The sequence below is a fragment of the Flavobacterium soyae genome (assembly GCF_045348165.1).
GTDB lineage: Bacteria > Bacteroidota > Bacteroidia > Flavobacteriales > Flavobacteriaceae > Flavobacterium > Flavobacterium soyae.
Genome location: NZ_CP150845.1, coordinates 4,393,590 through 4,415,739, shown reverse-complemented (window position 1 = coordinate 4,415,739; position 22,150 = coordinate 4,393,590). Strand labels below are relative to the sequence as shown.

Below are 22,150 nucleotides of genomic sequence, written 5' to 3'. Positions count from 1 at the left end.
AGCAAATAAACAAAAAAATAGAATTGATGAGATTTGCTTTAAGCATAAACAGTCTGGTAATGTTTCAGATTATGAAGGAGGGCTGGTTATTCCACCAACACTTTCTATTTTTTTGTTTTTAATATATTCGATCCTAACTTTGGCAGACCTTGATTATACTGTTTTTTATTTTTCAAAAGCCCCCTGTGCCATGATTTTGCCACAGAGATTTTGAGCGGTTTTAAAAAATTTGAAAAGCAGTATAAAAGAAAAAAACCTGCGAATCCTAGGATTTGCAGGTTTTACCACGTTTTTTGAAAAGATTGAGAAATTTTTGTTTTCACTTCTTTTACCCTTTTGTGGGGAGAGCAGGATTCGAACCTGCGAAGTTCACACAGCAGATTTACAGTCTGCCCTCGTTGGCCGCTTGAGTATCTCCCCAGATCTCAGCACTATTGCGCTTTGTTGTTCTAAGCGGTTGCAAATATAGTAACGTTTTTCATGTTTGCAAACAAAAATTGAACTTAATTTAAAGTTATTTTTTAATTAATTTTTAATTGGTTGGTATTGAATAAAATAAAAAAATCTCCACTAAGGAGATTTTTTTATTTTTTCTAAATATTGATGTTATTTAGCCAAAAGTTCTACGATTTTTGCTTTCAATTCCGCACCTCTTAAGTCTTGAGCAACCACTTTTCCTGATGCATCAAGAATAAAAGTTGCAGGAATAGATTCTACATTATATTGTTTCGCAATTGGTTCGTCCCAAAATTTAAGGTTTGAAACATGTGTCCAGGTTAAACCATCTGCTGCGATGGCTTCTTTCCAGTGTTCAGCATCCTTATCTAAAGAAACTCCAACAATATTTAATCCTTTTGAATGTAATTCTTTGTAAATAGCTACAACATTTGGATTTTCTTTTCTACATGGTCCGCACCATGAAGCCCAAAAATCAACGATAGTTACTTTGCCTAAACTTTCTTTAAGCGAAACTACTTTTCCTTGTGGATTTGGTGCTGAAAAATCTGCTCTTCATTTAGCGCTGCCAACTGGAGGGGCAGATGCACCAACCGCAGGCATTTTTGCTTGACCTAGTCTGGTTTTGATTTCTTTACCAGGAGTAGTATTTTTTACAGATTCGTCTAAAGCGTTGTATAAAGTCTCAGTTTTTTTGATATCATTGCTTGGATCATTAATCATACTTTGAATAATCAATGCAGAGATATAAGATTTTGGATGACCTTCAGCGTAAGCTAAATATTTCTTTTTAGTATTAGCCTGAACTTCTGTCTGAATTTCCATGTATTGTTTCATTAAGCCATTGACAGTTGCAGTATCATGAGCTTTTTGGGCGTCTTGCATCTTTGTAGTATTCTTTTTCTGGAAATCAATTAAACTTTTTTGAGTTTTTGTAAGGTCATCATTGAATTTTACATACTCATCATTATTGTAAGTTCCGGAAATTTTAGATTTATGGATACTGTCTTTGTCAATTTCGATATTGATTTCTCCAGTTTCTAAGATAAATGGGATTGGTCCGTTAGCACCTTGAAGAATTAATGTATGAAAAGCCGGTTCTTTAACTTTTCCTTTAATTTCAAATTTTCCATTTTCAACTTTTACAGTATCTAACGCAATTGTCATTCTTGTAGCAGGATCCTGACCTTGCAGAATAATCGTTTTTCCGTTTTCAATTCCTTTTGCAGTACCTGTAATTAGGTATTCTCCGTCTTTAACTTTACTGCATGAAATGATAGCTGCAGAAGCTGTAAGTAAAAAAAGTATTTTTTTCATTATAAAAAATTAATTAGTTAATTGATTTGTGCAACAAAAGTATCTAAAATTATAAAACATATAGAATTTTGTAACCTAAAATTTTGTTATAGTTTTTTTGTGTCTAAATGTCCTGTAATCAAGGGTTTTGAAGCGTTGATTTGATTTAAAACTGTTATTTATTTATTGTTTTGAATGCTAATATAGAATTTTTTTAATTGTAAGCCATAAAAAAAGCACTCTGTAAGAAGAGTGCTTTTTGAATTATTTTCGAATAAATTTATTCTTGATTTGTTTTCTTTCTCCATGTAAAAGAGTTCAAAATGTGTCTTTTTGCAAATCTTCCAGGAGAATCAGCATTTACCATTTTTACATAAGTTGCTTTAGGAACGCTGATGTATTCGTAAACACTTCCGTTAGAAAAATCAATAATCAAACGACCTTCTACAAATTTATAATCTGTAATAGTACAAGCTGTTATTGTTTCTGTGTATTCAGGTAAATTAAGTTTGATAGTATCAGGGTGAATGCTTACTAAAAAGTGATAAGCTTCAATAATAGATTTACTTTTTTCTTCCGCAGCTTTTAAACCAGCGTCGTCACCTTGAAATTTATCAGGATGCGCTTCTTTCATCGCATTACGATAAATTGTTTTTAAATCTTTTAACTCTGCAGTTTTCTCTACGTTTAGTAATTTACGGTATTCAACTATTTTTTTCATAAATAAAAGGTAACTTCTTGTCTATTAGTTCGAAATGAGTGTTTTTACTTCAAAACGACAAATTTTTTGCAAAGGTACACTTTTTTTTAACTTTTCAGTTTTCATCCAAAAAATATTAAGGAAAGTTGTTTTATGAAATCGTTAATTATGAAATTAATTTAACCGCAAAGTGTGCAAGGATTTTTTATATGTATGATTTTTATAAAAACGCTAAGTTCGCAAAGCTTTGTATTGATAAAGCTTTGCGAACTTTATAAGCGCAGTCTTTAAAAAAAAATCTTAGCGTACTTTGTGTTAAAAAAATCATTTCAGCCTGAAACCTGAAACAAAAATATTATTCCGGCTTATGATTAGCCTTATCGAAGTTTTTAGATTTCTTTGGATATTTATCGTAGCTGATATCACTTGGATTTTCAATTACAGATTTAATTGTAATCCAGTCGCCAACGTTAAAGTTTGAATGTACGATTTTATAATCTAAAAGATATTCACCACAGAAATAATTGTTGTTTTCATCTTTTTCGATAATGCCGGTAAAAACTCCTTTTTGAGGCATTTTTCCTTGTGAATCTTTAGACATAGTTTTTTGTTTAAAATTAAAAAGGCAAAGTTAATCAATTTAGGTTTGTTTTAGGGAGTTCGCGACAATCTGAGTATATTTGCATATGCAGAAAAATTTTAAGCCACATCCAAATTCTTTCAAGAATACCTTTTGTGTTTTTAATGAAGTGCTTCCAAATGAAATAGAAGGTTTAAAAAAACAGTTTGAAAGCAAGGCAGGAAGTACCTATTATTATACCGAAGCCGGAATGTACCGCGTCTCCAATCATTGGGGAAGACTGGCAAACAGTAAATGGCGTTTAATTGCCCGTGAACCTGAAACCGAATCGAAAACAAAAATTGGTTTTGCAGCCTGGGATGAGTTTTATCCTGATAATACAGAAGAGAAACTTTATTATATAGAAGCAGATTTTGAAAAGAATCTGGCAAATTATCAGCATAAAAAGAACCCGAATTACGACGGAAAAGCGATATTGAGAACAAGTTTTGAAACAACAAAACGCTTAAAACAAGTTAGAAACCTGCAGCAATTAACTTCGTGGGCGAAATATTTTGATTATGATGATATAGCCGATTTAAGAAAGCAGATTATCAACGAATTGATTTTTACTGAAAGGAGTTTAGAAGAAATAAAAAGAGAAATATAATGGGACGCAACAACGAACGAAATATTAAAACTCACAATGACAAATTGCACAAAGCTCAGGCGAAGAAAAAACAAGCCGAAGTTTCACGCAAAGAAAAACTCAAAGAAATTGTGAAAAAATTCAACGAAAATAAAGAGTAGAAAATAGTTTCAAGTTTTTTTAGTTTCAAGTTTCAAGTTACAACGGAACGTGAAACCTGAAACCTGAAACCTGAAACGTGAAACCTGAAATAAAAAACAAACATATATGAATACAAAATTCGAAACTTTAAAAGCAAGTGTACAGGAAATTATTGATTTGATTGCTGCAGGAGATTCCAGAGAAGCAAATAATAAATTATTAGATGTAAGTGAGGTGTTAGATGAAATGATTGATTTTGCTGAAGAAGATGAAGAAGTAAGGGAAATAAGCAGATATCAGGTTTTGCTAAACCAGCTTCATGTAAAAATTAATGGAGAAGAAGAGGTAGATGGCGGCGAATAAATGCTTTTGTGATACAGGATTATCGTTTGAAAATTGCTGTGGATTGTATCTCGAAAACAATCAAAAAGCACCCACGGCTTTGGCTTTAATGCGTTCCAGATATTCGGCTTATGCCACTCATAATGGCGATTATCTTTTAGAAACGACTTATATTTCTGAAAGAAAATATTATTCGAAAGCCGAAATTCTAAAATGGGCAGCGGCCAATAAATGGCAGAAATTAGAAATCCTGAGTTTTACAGAAAATACAGTGGAGTTTAAAGCTTATTTTTTAGATTCAAACAATAAACCCCAGATACATTACGAATTTTCAACTTTTAAATTAGAAAATAATGCGTGGTTTTATGTCGACGGAAAGTTTGAATAAACTACACAATTTGTATTGATTTTGGGTTATTTTGTTTTGATATTTTAACTAAAAATTAATAAACGTTTCTATTTTCATAATTCTAAAAAGGCTTAATTTTAGAATTATGAAAAACGAATTTAAAAAAGGTTTTTATTTTAAGTCGTACGAAGCCCCATTTCAGTCTCCGTTTGAAAAACTTTTTGGTATTTTCAAAGAGCTAATCACCCATACTTCGGGCGATTTTGACGAAGCAATCAGCTGGCTTCGGGAGTTAGATGTAGAATATAAACTAACTGATGAGAACTACACAATCGATGATTTTATCGAAGATTTAAAAAAGAAAGGTTACATAAAAGACGAAGTCAAAGAAGACGGTACAAATGGTTTTGGAATAACTGCAAAAACAGAGCGCGCAATTCGCCAGCAGGCGTTAGACCAGATTTTTGGAAATCTAAAGCGCTCCGGAAACGGAAATCACAAAACAAAATATGCAGGGAATGGCGATGAACATACAGGAGAATTTCGCGAATTTAATTTTGGCGATAGTTTAGAACGTATTTCACTGACCGAAAGTCTCCGAAATGCCCAAATCAATAATGGTGTTGAAAGTTTCATGCTGACAGAAAATGATTTAATTGTCGAAGAAACGCAGTACAAAGCACAAATGAGCACCGTTTTGATGATAGACATTAGCCACAGTATGATTTTGTATGGCGAAGACCGAATCACTCCCGCCAAAAAAGTGGCAATGGCTTTGGCCGAATTAATTACAACCCGTTATCCAAAAGATACACTAGATATTTTGGTTTTTGGAAACGATGCCTGGACAATTCCAATTAAAGATTTACCATATTTACAAGTTGGTCCGTATCACACTAATACGGTTGCCGGATTGCAGTTGGCGATGGATATTTTACGTCGAAAACGAAATACCAACAAGCAGATTTTCATGATTACCGACGGAAAGCCAAGCTGTGTGCGTGAGCGCGATGGTTCTTATTATATGAACAGTAACGGCCTCGACGAATATATTGTAGACAAATGTTATACGCAGGCGCAGCAAGCCAGAAAATTACACATTCCGATTACGACTTTTATGATTGCAAACGATCCGTATTTACAGCGATTTGTGAATCATTTTACAGAAGCAAATCAGGGAAAAGCATTTTATACCGGATTAAAAGGTCTTGGTGAAATGATTTTTGAAGATTATGAAACGAATAGGAAGAAGAGGGTTCGTTGATTTAGGTTCAAAGTTGCAAAGGTTCAAAGGGACAAAGGTTTTTGCAAATTAATTTATAGACAAAGTATATCGTAGAGACGCACAGCAGTGCGTCTAACCCAAAGTAGCAACACAATATTTGCCGTTAAAAAAAAACAATAAACAAAATAAGATATTTCATAAAATGGAAATTAACAATATAAAAACATTAGGGCAGTTAAAAGCTGCAGGATATAAAAGCATAAGTATAAAGGACGAATTGCGAAATAATCTTCGTGAAAAAATAAAATCGGGGAAACCGGTTTTCGAAGGCGTTCACGGATTCGAAAATACTGTAATTCCAGAATTAGAGCGTGCAATTCTTTCTCGTCACAATATCAATTTGTTAGGACTTCGCGGACAGGCAAAAACGCGTTTAGCGCGTAAAATGATTGAATTGTTAGATGAATATATTCCATTTGTAACGGGTTCAGAAATCAATGACGATCCTTTGAATCCAATTTCACGTTTTGCAAAAGATTTAATTGAAGAAAAAGGAGATGAAACCCCAATTTCCTGGTTACACAGAAACGAACGTTTCTTCGAGAAATTAGCAACACCAGATGTTACTGTAGCCGATTTAATTGGCGATGTCGACCCAATTAAAGCAGCAAATTTAAAATTATCTTATGCAGATGATCGTGTAATTCATTTCGGAATGATTCCGAGAGCAAACAGAAGTATTTTTGTCATTAACGAATTACCAGATTTACAAGCCAGAATTCAGGTTGCATTGTTTAATATCCTGCAGGAAGGCGATATTCAAATTCGCGGATTTAAATTGAGAATGCCTCTTGATATGCAGTTTATTTTTACCGCAAATCCGGAAGATTATACCAACAGAGGAAGTATTGTAACGCCTCTTAAAGATAGGATTGGTTCTCAGATTTTAACGCATTATCCTGAAACGGTTGAAATTGCAAGAACAATTACACAACAGGAAGCAAAACTGGATGAAGACCAAAGCGATATCGTTTATGTTCCAAATTTGGCCAGAGATATTTTAGAGCAAATTAGTTTTGAAGCCCGCGAAAGCGAATATATCGATAATAAAAGTGGTGTAAGTGCCAGAATGAGTATTACAGCTTTTGAAAATTTAATAAGTACTGCAGAACGTCGTGCTTTAAAAGCAGGGGTTGATAAAACAAATCTTCGTTTGTCTGATTTTATGGGAATCATCCCGGCAATTACAGGAAAAGTAGAACTGGTTTATGAAGGAGAGCAGGAGGGAGCAGCTGTTGTTGCGCAGTATTTAATTGGTTCAGCAATCAGGACTTTATTTCCGGCATTTTTTCCGAAGATTGAAAAATTAGAAAAACCGGGAGAAAAAACACCTTATTCTGATTTGATCGAATGGTTTTTTGCAGAAAGTGGTTTTGAATTATTAGATGATGCTTCAGATGCTGAATATCAGGCAACATTAGATGAAGTTACTCCTTTAGATATTTTATTGAAAAAATACCAGCCGCAATTAGATCAAAAAGATGAATATTTTGTAAAAGAGTTTATTTTATGGGCTTTAGTTGAATACAAAAAATTAAGCAAAGATCGTTTTGCACAAGGACATCAGTTTAAAGATATGTACGGAAGCTATATTAGTAAATTGTAAATTATCAATTGATAATTATAACTTTTAAACCCGACAGTCCCGAAAGCCCAATGTCATTAAGTTAAGCTTTTAGAAAATAAAATTACTGCAAATCAAATCCGTGTTTATCCGCGTTTTTACGAAGTAAATCTGTTTTATCCGCGTCACAATTAGACGCTGATTTTACTGATTCACTAAAGCGAAAACGCTGATAAAAACTGATTTTTCTAATTACTTTCTTAATTAAACTGTTAAGTAATTTTATAGATTTCCTCTTAACTTAATGACATTGCCCGAAGCCTCGGGATAAAACCTGTCGGGTTTCTTATGTTTAATGATCTTAGTCAAAGTTTAAAACTTTGACTAAGATTTATATTAAATCAGATATTTTAAAACCTATTTTTGTACTTAAAATTTAATCCCATGTTGTTTCTTGTTTTAAGTATTTTATGCAGTGTAACGGTTGGTGTTATCTTCAAAATAACCCGTAAATACAATGCAAATCCAATTCAAATTATAGCTTTCAATTATGTAACGGCAATATCCCTTTGCTATTTTACTTTCAGCCCGGATTTAAATGTAGTTCATACTGATGCGCCTTGGAATATTTATGCAGCAGTTGGTATTTTACTGCCTATTGTTTTTCTGTTTTTATTCACTTCCATAAAACATATGGGAATTGCAAAAACAGATGCTGCACAGCGTTTATCGCTCTTTATTCCGATAATTGCAGCCTGGCTGATTTTTAAAGAAGAATTCAATTCGTATAAAGTTATTGGCTTGATAATAGGATTTATAGCGCTTTTATTTATCTTAAAAAAACAATCAGGAAACGATCAAAACAAATGGATTTATCCGGCAGCAGTATTTATAGGTTTCGGGATTATCGATATACTTTTTAAACAAATTGCACTTTTTACAGCGTTGCCTTATACAACTTCATTGTTTATCGTTTTTGATATTTCGTTGGCTGTTTCTTTACTCGTTGTCGTTTATGATGTTGCGGTAAAAAAGGTAAAACTGAATTATAAAAATATTCTTTTTGGAGGTTTAGTCGGAATCTTTAACTTCGGAAATATATTGTTTTATTTAAAAGCACATAAGGCTTTCGCCGAAAATCCATCTACTGTTTTTGCTGGAATGAACATGGGGGTGATTGTTTTGGGAAGTCTTGTTGGAATGCTTTTCTTCAAAGAAAAATTATCTAAAATCAATATTTTGGGGCTTATTTTAGCCTTAATTGCCATTGTTTTTATCGTAAAATCACAATTTTAGTACTTTTTTTAATTTCTTAAATCATTAATTTACAAGGGATTTAATGTTAAATTTATGTTTTTCTGAAATAAACACGACTAATTCTATAGAGTTTATAAATATATTTTATAGATTTGCAATGACAATGAAAAACTATAGTCTAAATATCATCCCGTTTATGTGCAGTTTGACGATGTGCTGCATGTCGACCTATGCGATGAAATGGCGTTAATAGAGAAAGTACTTGTTAGTTATTTTTTTTTTAGCCTTTCATGCACATGAAAGGCTTTTTTTAGGAACTATTAAATAAAAATAAAATGAGATCGAATAGAAACATAAATAGTATGATGCATTGCTGCCAGATGAAAATTCCTTGTTGCATGTGCAGCTGCTGATTTTATTCAGAAGAAACATTTTATGAAGCCCAAATCGATAAACCAAAAAATTAAAAATAAACACTATGAGTGCAGAAATTATAAAACAGAACCCCTTTCAATCTATGATTGACAGGTTTAATATAGCAGCCGATATTCTTAATTTAGATGAATCATTAAGACAAAAGCTGCAGCGTCCGGAAAAACAAATTGTAGTCAATTTTTCTATAACATTAGATAATGGAACCGAACAAAATTTTGAAGGATACCGAGTTATTCACAATACAGCTTTAGGTCCGTCAAAAGGTGGAATCCGCTACGACAATGCTGTTAATCTTGATGAAGTAAAAGCACTTGCCGCCTGGATGACCTGGAAATCTGCTGTAACCGGAATTCCGTTTGGAGGAGCAAAAGGCGGTATTATCTGCGACCCAAGAACACTTTCTAAAACAGAATTAGAAAGAATAACACGAGCTTATACAAAGGCTTTAGCCGATATTTTTGGCCCTGAAAAAGATGTTCCTGCACCGGATATGGGAACAGGCCCGGACGAAATGGGCTGGTTAATGGATGAATTTTCATTAGTTCACGGCAAAACAATTCATGCCGTTGTAACCGGAAAACACCTGCATTCTGGAGGTTCATTAGGAAGAGTAGAAGCAACCGGAAGAGGAGTGAGCATTATTACTTTGCTTGCGCTTGAAAAACTAAAAATCAGACCGGCAAGATCAACTGCGGCCATTCAGGGATTTGGAAATGTTGGTTTGCATTCGGCTTTGTTTTTATATGAAAAAGGAGTTAAGATAGTTGCTGTAAGTGATGTTTCTGAAGCGTTTTTCAATCCGGATGGAATCAATATTCCGGAGTTGATTTTATATTACAACCTTAATAACAAAACTATTAAAGGTTATCCAAATTCAGTTGCGATCAAACACGAAGATTTATTGCTTTTAGATGTTGATGTTTTGATTCCGGCTGCAAAAGAAGATGTTATTACACAAAAGAATGCCAAAGATATTCGTGCCAAAATAATTATTGAAGCTGCAAATGGCCCGGTATCTTCAGATGCTGATAAAATTTTACACGAGAATAATGTTTTAGTAGTTCCGGATATTTTAGCAAATGCCGGAGGTGTAACGGTTTCTTATTTTGAGTGGCTTCAAAATTCATTGTTAGAGTCCTGGAGAATACATCAAATTAATAAACGTTTAGAAGATATATTAGAAAAAGGTTTTGAAACTGTATTTAGAGTTGCTGCCAAACATAGTGTAACGCCGCGAATTGCAGCTTATATTATCGCTTTGAAAAAAGTGGCAGACACGCAATCTGTTAAAGAAGTAGCTCTGGAAGCCGATAAATACAAGCAAAACTAGATTTTTTCTAAGAGAAATTTAAGACTATTTTCATCGATTAATATCAATATATTTGTATCAGATATTGCTTGATGAAAATATCTTTTTTAGTTTAATTAATTGTTGTTTAGTTTCTTAAAATCGATAAAAAGTAATTTTTAAAAATGAAAAACATTAATTTTCTTGCATTTGCAATGCCCGCTTTCTTTCTGTTTTTATTTCTGGAATATAAGCTGGCACAACGAAAAAAGAGACCTGAAATTTTTAATTATGAAAGCTCTGTTTCTAATATTAGTATTGGAATTGCAGAGCGATTGATTAATTTGTTTGTTGCCGCAAGCTTTTACCAATTGTATTATTTGATTTATGACGATTATAGAATTTTTGATGTTCCGAGTAATTTTTTAGTCTGGATTGCCTTAATTCTTGCCACAGATTTTGTCTGGTATTGGTATCACAGATTAGGACATGAAGTCAATTTTTTCTGGGCAGCACACATTGTACATCATCATAGTGAAGAATTTAATTTTACGGCCGCCGCCAGAATTACCACTTTTCAGGCCATTATCAGAACAGGATTTTGGTGTATCCTTCCTTTTGTTGGGTTTCATCCCACAATGGTAATTACCATGCTTATTGTTCACGGAGCATATTCTTTTTTTACGCACACACAGCTCGTAGGAAAAATAAAATGGCTCGAATATATTTTTGTAACACCTTCTGTTCATGGTGTTCATCACGCATCTGACGAAAAATACCTTGATAAAAATTACGGCGATATGTTTACGTTTTGGGATCGCCTTTTTGGAACTTTCCAGGAAGAAGAAGAAAAACCAAAATACGGATTAACACATCCGCTAAAAAGCTATAGTTTCCTTTGGCAGCATTTTCATTATTATTTTGAAATATACGAACTGTGGCGTCGCTCAAAAGGATTTAAAGCAAGATGGAAAGCTGTTTTTGGCAGTCCGGCGCACATGGATCAGGATATTCGTCCGACCTTAGAAAAGCGTTTTCTGCAGGATAAAAGTAATCCGCACCAAAGACTCCGATTTAGAAATTACCTTTATATTCAATTAGGGATCTGCACTTTACTGCTAACCGTTTTTACGTATTATTTTGATCATTTAGAGACGTACGATAAGATTTTTGTATTGTCAATTATAATTATCACTTTAATAAACTGCGGCGCTATTTTAGAACAGCGAAAATGGATTTATTATCTAGAATATACTCGTATTTTTATGATAACGACGTATTTTTTATACGAAAGAGATCTAACCATATTTTTCTTCGTTCCGCTGGTCATTATGATTTTTGCAGAGCAATTATTCTCGCTTAGTAAATATTATCAAAATATGATTTTGCAGCTAGAATCTGCAGAATAAATAAAAAAAAGCGACTTTTGAAGAGTCGCTTTTTTTTGCTACGGATTAAATGATTTTAGGTTGAGAATTTCACGCAGATTTAAAAAGATTTAAGCAGATTTAAACTGATTTTTTTTAATAATCTGCGCGCATCTGCTTAAATCTTTTTAAATCTGCGTGAAAAAAACTTAGAAACTTAGATAGTCTTAATCGCCATTATCTTCTCTTCAAAAGTATCTTTAAAGTCTGATTTGCTTTTAATTCTGGTTTTATACGTATAAATGGTAGCTACAGAAAGTTCCAGAAATTCAGCCATTTGACTGCTGTCCTGAATTCCTAATCGATACAAAGCAAAAATGCGGAGTTCCGTGTTTAAAAGCTCGCCTTTCTTCACAATACATTTATGATCATTCGGAAATAAATGATTAAAATCAGTCACGAAAGTTGGGAATAATTTTAAGAAGATTTCATCAAACTGATGGAAAAGATTTTCTCTTTCTTCCTTTACATTATAGCGTTTTAAGCTGGCAATAACTTCATCTGTTTTCTTGGTAATGATTTTATGAAGCGTACTTTTCTGGATATGATCAATCTTATTAATGAAAGCCGAAGTTGCCTTTATAAAATACGTAATATATTCCTCTTTAATAGCATTTGCCTCGCTCAGACTTATGTTCATTTCCTGAAGCTGAGCATACGACGAAGCCATTATTTTTCTTGCCTTATTTTTCTCTTTTAATTGTTTGAAAATAATAATAGAGAACAAAATAATAATCAGCGTCAGGATCGTCAAAAGAATAATAATCTTTTCCAGTTTATCATTTTTGTCTTTTACATTGTTTAACTGCGCTTTTTCAATAATAGGTAATATCGACGAGATTTCAATTTTGCGATGTCTGGCGTTGTAAAAAGTGGCGTCATCCATGGCAATATTAATATACTCGTTGGCTTTGTCCAGATAACCCATTTTAAAGAGTTCGTTGGCAAGGTTTCGAAGTGCCACAGTTTCCTTAGTCGCGTTCTTGACATCGGCAATAGCAGCGAGTGCGAGATAATAAATTGCTTTTTTAGTATAGCCTCTTTCCGAATAAATATAACCGAGACTAGAAGTTGCAATTCCGTAATAATCAGGCGGTAAATCATAGTTATTAATCCAGTAGCTGAAAGCAAATTCGGCACCGCGCCAGTCTTGTTGTTTTAAACGTTTTAAACTTTCGGCGGCCCAATATTCATTAGAATTCGTTCCAATTAATTCTAAAGCCTTTTTAAGAAAATGATTTCCCTGCTGTACATAATGAATATTAAAACGCTGATCACGGTTATAATCGGCTAAATCATAATAGGCACGCGCTTTTATATTGTAATATTCGAATTTGTTTTTTTGATCGAGTTTTTGATCGTCAATAACATTCAGCGTATCAATAGCTTCTTTAAAAAGTCCCGAAGAAAGCAGTACAAAACCTTCTTTAATTCGGCTTTTAGCCAAATATTTAGGATCTTTTAAAACTATGGCTTTAATTTTAGCTTCTTCTAAATAATAATAAGCTGAGTCATATTTGAATGATTTATATTCTTCAAACAATGACATATAGGTATTGTATAATTGCTCGTTATTTTGGCTGACAGTAAATTTTGAAACATTCTTTTTTAAAGCTTCAATTTTACGATATTTCTGTTTTAAGTAAATTTCTTTTTTCAGCAGTACATTATCTAATTCTTCAAGAATTGGATTTGTCTCTTTCGCAGTTAGAGAAAAACCCGCAATGAAAAAATACAGTACAAATATTTTTTGCATGGTTTGGTTGTGGTTTTAGGGTAAGATAATTTATGGTTGAGTGAATTCGTTTAAAGCAAAATTAATTAAATACTGATGACTAACAGTTTTGGAAATTGGAGAGCTGCTTCTTCAGATTTTTTTTTCGAAATACCTTAGTGTGAGTCTTTAAAAGGTATTAAAATGTTAAAAGTACTCTAGTGATTTGCAATTATACAATAAAAAGCAGTTATATGTGTGTATAGTTGAAAAATATTCGTATAAAATTTTCATATTGTCATATTTACCATTATTCTACAGGTGGTTTATATCTAAACAAGACCTTGATTTTTATGTTTCAGGTTTGTTTTTAATGTGTTGTAATTCAATTGTTTAATAGAAAAAGAGATTGAATTATATCTTGATTTTTCACAGATGTTTTTTTTAAAATTTATTTAACATCTAGCTTCGTACTGTCCTTTTTAAAGGGATCAAAAACTAACAAAAACCAAAATTTATGAGAAGTAAAAGTTATTACTGGTTAGCTCTGTTTATGTGTTTTTTTGCAATTAGCTGCGACAATACAGAAGACGGAAGCTACGTTGATCCGATTACGATTTATGAAAAAGTAAACGGAAATTGGGGATTAACAAATCTAAAAATGGTTGACGAATTTGCTAAGGCAAATAAGATCGAACCAAGCGAGGAAAACTTGAGTACTTTTTTTAACTACGAAGATTTTAAAATCAATTTTAGCGTAGACGAAAAAAACAAACCTACAAGTTATGAAGTGACGGGCAATGTTCCTCCTTTATTTGCTCCAAAAGGCTATTGGGAATTAAGCTCAGATTTCCAGCAGACCAATGCAGGCGCAGTAAAAATCTACTTGTACAGCGACGCTGCTAAAACTCAAAAAACAGATGAACTTAGAGTAACATCAGTTCCTGGAAACAATGACGAAATGGAATTTCAGTTAGTGCATTCTTCAGGAGGAACTCCGTTTGTGACTTATGTATTTAAATTAAATGCTATTAATTAAAAGTAATATGAAAAAAATTCTATATACAATTTTACTTGCCCTTTTGATGGCTCCAACATTTACAAAGGCACAAGAAAACGCGGGAGCTGTGGGACCTATGTCATCATTTCCGGTTGTTTACAAATATGACGAGCAGGTTACATGGTACTTTGACCTTGCCGGAACTACGTTTGCAGAAAATCAGGATTTATACATCTGGATTTGGTCACCATCTGAACCAGATGCGGGAAATTGGGAGAATTCATCTGATTTTGCAAAACTGCACTATGAAGGAAATAAAGTGTGGAGTTTTACTTTAACTCCAACAGTATATTTTTCTAAAACCCCGGCTGAAATTGCAGCAAGTGCAGGATTCTGGTTTCGTTTAAAAGACAAAACGGGATCTAAACAAAGCGACGTGGCGAATATGCCATACACTGATTTCTCTTCTTTTTATACTGCGAATGAGCTGATCAGAGCTTATCCAACAAAACCAACAATTGATAAAGGTGTAAGTATTTTATTTAATGCCAATTTAGCTCCGGGATTTGCGGGCGCAGCAAGCGTTCATATTCACAGCGGATTGAACAACTGGGATATTAAACAAGAATACCAATCATGGTTACCGGACATTGCTGCAAAAACCAAACTAAAAGATTTAGGAAACGGATTCTACAAAATGGATCTTGTTCCAAAAACATACTACAATGCACCAGATGGTTACGTGATGGAAAATTTAGTTTTCCTTATGGTAAAAGACGACTGGGCAGGAACTATTCCAGATCAGGTTTTATATGCAGGAGCTTATGAGCCGCCGCCGGCACCAATATTTGGATTTTTTCCTTTACAAATCAGCCAGAAAGATTTCTTAGGAATTTACAGAAAAAACAACGAGCCGGGAGTAAACAAATTACTTTACACGATTACGGCTGGTGCAAAAACAATTTCTGGTGAGTTTAGCGGAGGAACTGCAGAGATAAAAGGATTTGTCAATTTGGTTACAGAACTTAAGGATTCTCCTGTTTTAAGTGAAATTCATGTTTTAGTTAAAGACAACAAAGACAAAACAATTTCAGACACGACGATTCCGCTTAAAACCTTAGACAAATAATTCACTATCAAATTAAAACATCATTCTAATGAAATGAGCATAATCCTAAAATTAGTCGTTGAACAAATAATGGATATGCGAATTACATATGACTGATAGAAAAACAATAAATAACTACATATGAATAGTAAAAATAAAAGAATAGTCCTGCATCAAATGTGGACTACTAAATCGCTGGTATTCATGATTTTCATGCTTTTTCTTTCGGCAGGAATGTTTGCTCAGGGAAAAAAGCTGGTAACGGGTACCGTTTATGACAATACAGGCACTGTTTTACCGGGAGCATCGGTAATAGAGTCTGGAACAAGAAATGCAACAACGACAGATTTTGACGGAAAATTTAGTTTAGAGGTAGCCGTAGGAGGTTCAATCGAAGTTTCATTCATCGGTTCAACTACTCAAAAAGTGCAGATAACAGCTGCTTCTTCAAAATTAGAAATTCGTTTACAAAACGACGGTTATCAATTAGCAGAAGTTCAGGTGGTTTCTGTTGGATACGGAACACAAAAGAAATCTGATTTAACCGGAGCTATTTCAACGGTAACGGCAGATAATTTAGTAAAAGGAACAATTTCTTCGACAGAACAGGTTTTGCAGGGAAAAGTTGCCGGTTTAAATATCATTCGTCCTTCGGGAGATCCTGCTGCGGGTGCAACACTTCGTTTACGTGGAGGAACTTCATTAACTGCAAGTAATAGTCCGCTTATTGTAGTTGACGGAATTGCAGGTGTTGATATCAATGTGATTCAGCCTGCTGATATTAAATCTATTGACGTTCTTAAAGATGCTTCTGCAACTGCTATTTATGGATCAAGAGGAGCAAACGGGGTTATCATTATTACAACAAAATCTGGAACAAAAGGTGTTTCTGTGGTATATAATGGTTCATCAAGTATTGGTTATGTTAATGATAATTTAGATCTTTTATCTGCAAATCAATGGAGAGGATATGTTCGTCAAACAGGAAACATGGACGCTGTTGATTATGGTGGAAATACTAATTGGCAAAAAGCAATTGAGCAGACAGCAGTTTCTCAATCTCATACTTTAAGTATCAATTCTGGAAAAGCTGACAGCGGGTTTAGAACTTCTATCGGATATTTAAACAACGAAGGTGTTATTAAAAAATCTGGTTTAGAAAGAATCAGCGGAAATATTAGTGCGTACCAATATCTTGGAGACAATAAAGATGTAAAATTTGATATGGGTTTATTTGCTAATATCGACAAATGGCACCCTATTGATTACAGAATTTTTGAGCGTGCTTACAACTTAAACCCAACAATTCCGGTTTATGATGCAAACGGAAACTTTACATCTGTAGGAGGAAATATCTACGAAAACCCGGTTGAGATTTTAACTAACAGAACGGTTGATAATGAAAGACACAGACTTTTAGGATATTTTAAAACAGAAGTTAAATTCTTAAACGATTTTCAGGCAGTAGCTAATATTTCGTTAGAACATAATGCAGTAGCGGGTGGAACTTACAAACCAACTTACGCTATTATGGAAGGTAGAACTGAAGCTGGTTACGCGCAAAGAACATACGCAGAATATACAAATGCACAAGGTGAACTTTATGTAAATTATTCTAAAGTATTTGGAAAACACAGCGTTAGTGCATTGGCAGGTTATTCTTATCTTGAAAATATTTACCAAGGTTTTGGGGCACAAAGAAGCGGATTCGTGAGTGATGCTTTTGGTTATAATAATTTAGGAGCAGGTTACAACTATCGTTTAGGAGATGTTTATTCTTATAAAGGAAAATCAAATTTAGTTTCTTTCTACGCTCGTGCAAACTACAATTATGACGGAAAATATCTGCTTACTGCAACTGTAAGACGTGATGGTTCAAGCCGTTTTGGAGAAAACAATAAATGGGGAACTTTCCCATCTGCATCTGCAGCATGGAAAATTTCTAACGAAGATTTTATGAGCGGTACAAAAGACTGGTTAGGATCTTTAAAATTAAGAGTTGGTTATGGAGTTACAGGTAATCAGGACGGAATTGGTGAATACAAATCACTTTCTATTTTAGGAGTTGGAAACGACAGTTACTACGATCCGGTTACAGGAACCTGGAGTTTAGCTTATTCTCCAAAACAAAACCCAAATCCTGATTTGAAATGGGAATCTACAAGACAAATCAACGTAGGTATCGATTTTGGTCTTTTTGACAGAATCACAGGTTCATTTGAATGGTATCAAAAAAACACAGACGATTTATTGTATACTTATGAAGTTCCTCAGCCTCCATATTTAGTAGGAACAATGCTTGCAAACGTGGGTGAAATGTCTAACAAAGGAGTTGAACTTACTTTGAATGCTGATATCGTAAGAGGGGATAAATTTACGTGGAATGCTAATTTAACACTTGGACACAACGTTCAAAAAATCGAAAAATTATCAAACCCAACGTATAAAACAGATGTTATTTACAGTGGTTCATTACACGGTTTAGCAGGTATGTCTGGTCAATATTCTCAAGTTATTGCAGAAGGATATCCAGTGGGAACTTTCTGGGGATTCAGAAATGCTGGTCTTGATGAAAATGGAAAAATTCAGTACTACAATGCAGGAGGAAATGTTGTGGCAGAAAGTGCTTTAGTTGATGCTGATAAAACAGATTTAGGAAATATTCAGCCAGATTTAACTATGGGTATTGGAATGAATTTTACTTACGGAAATTTTGATCTTGGTATTACAGGTTACGGAATGTTTGGACAAAAAGCATTGAATGCTACAAACATGATGTTGAACGATCCAACAAGATTACCATCTTACAATGTGCCGGATGATTTCTTAGGAAGCGGCATTACTTCTTCTCCTAAATATTCAGATTACTGGATCGAAGATGCGTCATTCTTTAGATTACAGACACTTTCTCTAGGATATACAATGCCATTAGGCTTCAAAAATTCAAAATTGAGAATGTACATCATGGGAGAAAATCTGTTTGTAATTACAGGTTACAAAGGAGTAGATCCGGAGATTGGTTTAAATGCACAAGATGGTGCTGACCAAACAGGATTAGCAGCGCCTGGTATCGATAAATACAACAATTATCCAAGACCAACTACAATCTCTGTTGGATTAAATTTCACGCTGAATAACTAAGCGATTAACTCAAAAATATAAAAAATGAAAATCAAAATAACAGCAGCAATATTAGTAAGCATGCTTTTTACGATATCATCATGTACCGATCTGGATGAACAATTATATGATAGAGTAGAAGATGGAAATTTTGGAAATACTCCAAAAGAAATTGATGCATTAGTGGGAGGGGCGTATTCTTCGTTAAGAGGTTTTGCAGATGGAATTTCAAACAATTATCCAACCTGCGAATACGTATTCTTTTTGAACGAAACGGTTTCTGATGAAGCTGTAATTCCTACCAGAGGAACAAACTGGTACGATGGCGGGCAATATCAGGATGCGCAAAAACATACCTGGAAAGCAGACAACCGTATGATTCTTTCGGCTTGGCGTTACAACTATACCGGAATTGCAAAAATCAACTCAATCATTTATCAAATCGATAAATCGTCATTGACAGACAATGCAAAAGCGCCAATTTATGCTGAATTAAAAGCGTTAAGAGCTTATTACTATTACAATCTTTTAGACTTATTTGGAAATGTGCCAATCGTAGTAGATTTTGCAGTTACAGCACTTCCAACAAATTCTACAAGAAAACAAGTTTATGATTTTGTTGAAAAAGAATTAACAGACGCAATTCCGCATTTAAATGGAAATGTAGTGTATTCAAAAATGACAAAAAATGTTGCGTATGCTCTTTTAGCAAGATTATATCTTAACTCAAAAGCTTTTATAGGAACAGAACGCTGGCAGGATTGTATCGATATGTGCCAAAAAATTTCAGGTTACACATTAGCTCCTGATTTCTTTGCCAATTTTGCAACTCAAAATGAGAAATCACCAGAAATTATTTTCGCAATTCCTTACGATTCAAAAGCAGGAACAGTTGGAAATTACATGAGTTCAATGTCTTGCCATTACCTTCATAAATTGACAATTTCTCCAGTTGGAGATTATCCTTGGAGTGCAAACGGAATGTGCGCGCAGCCGGGAGTTTATTCTGAATTTGCCGATACAGACAAAAGAAAAAAATGTATGGTTGCCGGAGATCAGATCAACTTAGCAACCGGAACTGTAATTACAATGGATAATGGAGAACCATTAACCTATACAGAAGAAGTTACAAGTGTTGCTGATGCAAAAGAAAATGAAGGAGTTCGTTTAGGAAAATACGAAATGAAAGCCGGAGAAACCTGGGAACGTGATCACGATTTAGTTGTAATTCGTTATGCCGAAATTTTAATGATGCAGGCAGAATGTTACGTTCGTTTAGGATCTGCAGATTTAGCAAAACCATTTGTACAACAAGTTACAGCACGTGCAGGAGAAGAAATGCCGGCAACAATTGATCTTAACTTTATAGATAAAGAATTGCTTAAGGAATTTACTTTTGAAGGAAGAAGAAGAACAGACAACATTCGTTTTGGAACTTTCTTCCTGCCATGGTGGGAAAAAGGAACAACAGAAGCTTACAAAGCAATTTTCCCTATTCCAAGTACCGTTTTAACAACAAATAAAAACCTGAAACAAAATCCTGGGTATCCTTTGAATTAGGTTCAAAAATGTCAGTCTTCCATGTTGGTTAGTCGTGGAAGGCTGACATGTTTATAAAAATAATTTTTGCCACAGATTAAAAGGATTAAAAGGATTAAAAAAAATGTTTCACGCAGATTTTGCAGATTAAAGCAGATCTGATTTTAATGTATAAAAAATCTGCACAATCTGCCTAAATCTATTAAAATCTGCGTGAAATAATTTATTCACAATAGTGTGGGCAAATGTTTATAAGAAAGAAAATTGTCGCAGATTAAATGATTAAAAAGATAAAAAAAATGTTTCACACAGATTTTGCAGATTAAAGCAGATCTGATTTTAATGAATAATAAAAAATCTGCACAATCTGCCTAAATCTATTAAAATCTGCGTGAAATAATTTATTCACAATAGTGTGGGCAAATGTTTATAAGAAAGAAAATTGTCGCAGATTAAATGATTAAAAAGATAAAAAAAATGTTTCACGCAGATTTTGCAGATTAAAGCAGATCTTATTTTAATGAATAATAATAAATCTGCACAATCTGCTTAAATCTATTAAAATCTGCGTGAAATAATTTAATCACAGATAATGGGAATAAAAATCCTTTTTAATCCTTTAAATCTGTGGCAAAAAATAAAAATTAAATCAATATGAAAAGATATATCACATTATTGTTTTTTGGGATAATGAACATTGCAGTCGTTTTCGGATGCAGCAGCGATGACAAAAGTCCCGAAGAACCAGTAAAACCAGAAGTGCTTAAACCCGTTGCAGTTGAAAAAACAAACAGCACCAAAATTTATGTACACTATATGCCCTGGTTTGAAACCAATGAAAGCAGTGCCGATAAAAAATGGGGATATCACTGGACAATGGCAAACAAAAATCCGAATACTATAGGCGCAAACAACCGCAGGGAAATTGCTTCTTACTATTATCCTCTTATTGGTCCATATCATTCGGGAGATAAAAATGTGATTGAAAATCATTTATTATTGATGAAATATTCAGGAATTGATGGTGTTTTGATCGACTGGTACGGAACTTACGATGTCAACGATTACAGAATGGTAAAAGAAAACACAGAACAGCTTATTGCCATGCTGGATAAAGTGGGCTTGGAATATGCCATTGTTTATGAAGACAGAGTTACGACAAATGTTGTCAATGCCGGAAAAGCAATTTCTGTAACCAGTGCAGCAAAAACAGATTTAGCTTATATGGAGAAAAATTATTTTGATGATGCAAATTATATCAAAGTAAATGGAAAACCATTGTTATTAAATTTTGGGCCAATTGTATTGCAAACGCCTGCCGAATGGACAAATGTTTTCAATAGCATTACGACAAAACCAACTTTTTTAACACTTTGGGATCAATCTGTAGAAGCCGGAGCAAATGCATCTGGAGAATATGCGTGGGTTTATAAAAACAGTACATATCTAACAAATTTTTATACCAATACAAAACCAAAACTTTCTGTAGCAATTGGAAGCGCTTACCCAGGTTTTAAAGATTTTTATGCCGAAGGTGGAGGCGGAGCAGCAATTGGGTGGACAATTGAACACAACAATGGCGCAACGCTAGACGAAACACTTTCTCTGGCTAAAAATGCCAATTTAAATTACCTGCAGTTAATTACCTGGAATGACTTTGGAGAAGGAACTATGTTTGAACCAACAGTTGAATTTGGTTACTCGTACATTGAAAAAGTAAAAGCATTTGCAGGAGTAAAAAATACCGATTCGGTATTTCCGGATATAAGCAAAATGTACAACCTGCGAGTAGAAAAGAAAGGCAATGCCGATGCTCAGAATAAACTGGATCAGGCTTTTAATTATTTTGTTTCTATGCAGCCCGCAAAAGCAAAACAGTTAATAAACGAAATAAAATAAGAGTTGTAATTAATACAATTAA

18 protein-coding genes, 1 tRNA gene and 1 pseudogene are annotated in these 22,150 nt (G+C 33.8%); 14 read left to right on the top strand and 6 right to left on the bottom strand.

Annotated features, from left to right (window positions below; all coding sequences use genetic code 11):
- Nucleotides 1-339: 339 nt before the first annotated feature.
- The 5 genes and pseudogenes from AABD74_RS18620 to AABD74_RS18600 all read right to left on the bottom strand — a co-directional run bounded on the left by AABD74_RS18620 (nucleotide 340) and on the right by AABD74_RS18600 (nucleotide 3,053).
- Nucleotides 340-420, bottom strand: a tRNA-Tyr gene (locus tag AABD74_RS18620).
- Between the two features lie 186 nt (nucleotides 421-606).
- Nucleotides 607-993 (bottom strand): annotated as a pseudogene (locus tag AABD74_RS18615) (peroxiredoxin family protein); the annotation flags it as partial.
- Between the two features lie 18 nt (nucleotides 994-1,011).
- Nucleotides 1,012-1,773 carry a DUF4369 domain-containing protein gene (locus AABD74_RS18610; RefSeq protein WP_232680359.1) on the bottom strand — a complete coding sequence of 254 codons (762 nt, stop codon included), beginning with the start codon at nucleotides 1,771-1,773 and terminating at the stop codon, nucleotides 1,012-1,014.
- Nucleotides 1,774-2,032: 259 nt separating this feature from the next.
- Nucleotides 2,033-2,473 carry a KTSC domain-containing protein gene (locus AABD74_RS18605; RefSeq protein WP_232680361.1) on the bottom strand — a complete coding sequence of 147 codons (441 nt, stop codon included), beginning with the start codon at nucleotides 2,471-2,473 and terminating at the stop codon, nucleotides 2,033-2,035.
- A gap of 334 nt (nucleotides 2,474-2,807) precedes the next feature.
- A complete protein-coding gene (locus AABD74_RS18600; protein WP_232680362.1) occupies nucleotides 2,808-3,053 on the bottom strand; it encodes a hypothetical protein in 246 nt (81 codons plus the stop codon).
- An 85-nt stretch (nucleotides 3,054-3,138) separates the two neighbouring features.
- Here AABD74_RS18600 and AABD74_RS18595 point away from each other — a divergent pair, with 85 nt between their 5' ends.
- The 9 genes from AABD74_RS18595 to AABD74_RS18555 all read left to right on the top strand — a co-directional run bounded on the left by AABD74_RS18595 (nucleotide 3,139) and on the right by AABD74_RS18555 (nucleotide 11,730).
- Nucleotides 3,139-3,681: a hypothetical protein gene (locus AABD74_RS18595; protein WP_232680364.1), complete on the top strand. Its 543-nt coding sequence runs from the start codon at nucleotides 3,139-3,141 to the stop codon at nucleotides 3,679-3,681.
- Entirely contained in the window at nucleotides 3,681-3,821 is a 141-nt protein-coding gene (locus tag AABD74_RS18590) for a hypothetical protein (protein ID WP_232680366.1), read from the top strand. Before AABD74_RS18595 ends, AABD74_RS18590 begins: the two co-directional genes overlap by 1 nt.
- Before the next feature lie 106 nt (nucleotides 3,822-3,927).
- Nucleotides 3,928-4,164 carry a hypothetical protein gene (locus tag AABD74_RS18585; protein WP_232680368.1) on the top strand — a complete coding sequence of 79 codons (237 nt, stop codon included), beginning with the start codon at nucleotides 3,928-3,930 and terminating at the stop codon, nucleotides 4,162-4,164.
- On the top strand, nucleotides 4,151-4,531 hold the full coding sequence (locus AABD74_RS18580) for a YchJ family protein (protein ID WP_232680371.1): 381 nt from the start codon (nucleotides 4,151-4,153) through the stop codon (nucleotides 4,529-4,531). Before AABD74_RS18585 ends, AABD74_RS18580 begins: the two co-directional genes overlap by 14 nt.
- Before the next feature lie 106 nt (nucleotides 4,532-4,637).
- A complete protein-coding gene (locus tag AABD74_RS18575; RefSeq protein WP_232680373.1) occupies nucleotides 4,638-5,756 on the top strand; it encodes a VWA domain-containing protein in 1,119 nt (372 codons plus the stop codon).
- A gap of 163 nt (nucleotides 5,757-5,919) precedes the next feature.
- Nucleotides 5,920-7,383: an AAA family ATPase gene (locus AABD74_RS18570; protein ID WP_406843882.1), complete on the top strand. Its 1,464-nt coding sequence runs from the start codon at nucleotides 5,920-5,922 to the stop codon at nucleotides 7,381-7,383.
- 402 nt (nucleotides 7,384-7,785) lie between these two features.
- Entirely contained in the window at nucleotides 7,786-8,637 is an 852-nt protein-coding gene (locus tag AABD74_RS18565; RefSeq protein WP_406843881.1) for an EamA family transporter, read from the top strand.
- A gap of 439 nt (nucleotides 8,638-9,076) precedes the next feature.
- Entirely contained in the window at nucleotides 9,077-10,363 is a 1,287-nt protein-coding gene (locus tag AABD74_RS18560) for a Glu/Leu/Phe/Val family dehydrogenase (RefSeq protein WP_406843880.1), read from the top strand.
- A gap of 143 nt (nucleotides 10,364-10,506) precedes the next feature.
- Nucleotides 10,507-11,730, top strand: coding sequence for a sterol desaturase family protein (locus AABD74_RS18555; protein ID WP_406843879.1), 1,224 nt, complete (start codon nucleotides 10,507-10,509; stop codon nucleotides 11,728-11,730).
- Nucleotides 11,731-11,905: 175 nt separating this feature from the next.
- Here AABD74_RS18555 and AABD74_RS18550 read toward each other — a convergent pair whose 3' ends face one another.
- Nucleotides 11,906-13,504, bottom strand: a complete 1,599-nt coding sequence (locus AABD74_RS18550; protein WP_406843878.1) for a DUF6377 domain-containing protein — start codon at nucleotides 13,502-13,504, stop codon at nucleotides 11,906-11,908.
- A 475-nt stretch (nucleotides 13,505-13,979) separates the two neighbouring features.
- Between AABD74_RS18550 and AABD74_RS18545 the strand changes: the two genes are divergently transcribed.
- The 5 genes from AABD74_RS18545 to AABD74_RS18525 all read left to right on the top strand — a co-directional run bounded on the left by AABD74_RS18545 (nucleotide 13,980) and on the right by AABD74_RS18525 (nucleotide 22,128).
- The gene (locus AABD74_RS18545) at nucleotides 13,980-14,501 is read left to right on the top strand and encodes a DUF5004 domain-containing protein (RefSeq protein WP_406843877.1); all 522 of its coding nucleotides are present in this window, start codon (nucleotides 13,980-13,982) and stop codon (nucleotides 14,499-14,501) included.
- 7 nt (nucleotides 14,502-14,508) lie between these two features.
- Nucleotides 14,509-15,591: a hypothetical protein gene (locus AABD74_RS18540; RefSeq protein ID WP_406843876.1), complete on the top strand. Its 1,083-nt coding sequence runs from the start codon at nucleotides 14,509-14,511 to the stop codon at nucleotides 15,589-15,591.
- A 120-nt stretch (nucleotides 15,592-15,711) separates the two neighbouring features.
- Nucleotides 15,712-18,711, top strand: a complete 3,000-nt coding sequence (locus AABD74_RS18535; RefSeq protein WP_406843875.1) for a SusC/RagA family TonB-linked outer membrane protein — start codon at nucleotides 15,712-15,714, stop codon at nucleotides 18,709-18,711.
- A 24-nt stretch (nucleotides 18,712-18,735) separates the two neighbouring features.
- Nucleotides 18,736-20,250, top strand: coding sequence for a RagB/SusD family nutrient uptake outer membrane protein (locus tag AABD74_RS18530; RefSeq protein ID WP_406843874.1), 1,515 nt, complete (start codon nucleotides 18,736-18,738; stop codon nucleotides 20,248-20,250).
- Between the two features lie 633 nt (nucleotides 20,251-20,883).
- Nucleotides 20,884-22,128 (top strand): glycoside hydrolase family 71/99-like protein, encoded by a 1,245-nt coding sequence (locus tag AABD74_RS18525; protein WP_406843873.1) that lies wholly within the window; start codon nucleotides 20,884-20,886, stop codon nucleotides 22,126-22,128.
- Nucleotides 22,129-22,150 lie beyond the last annotated feature (22 nt).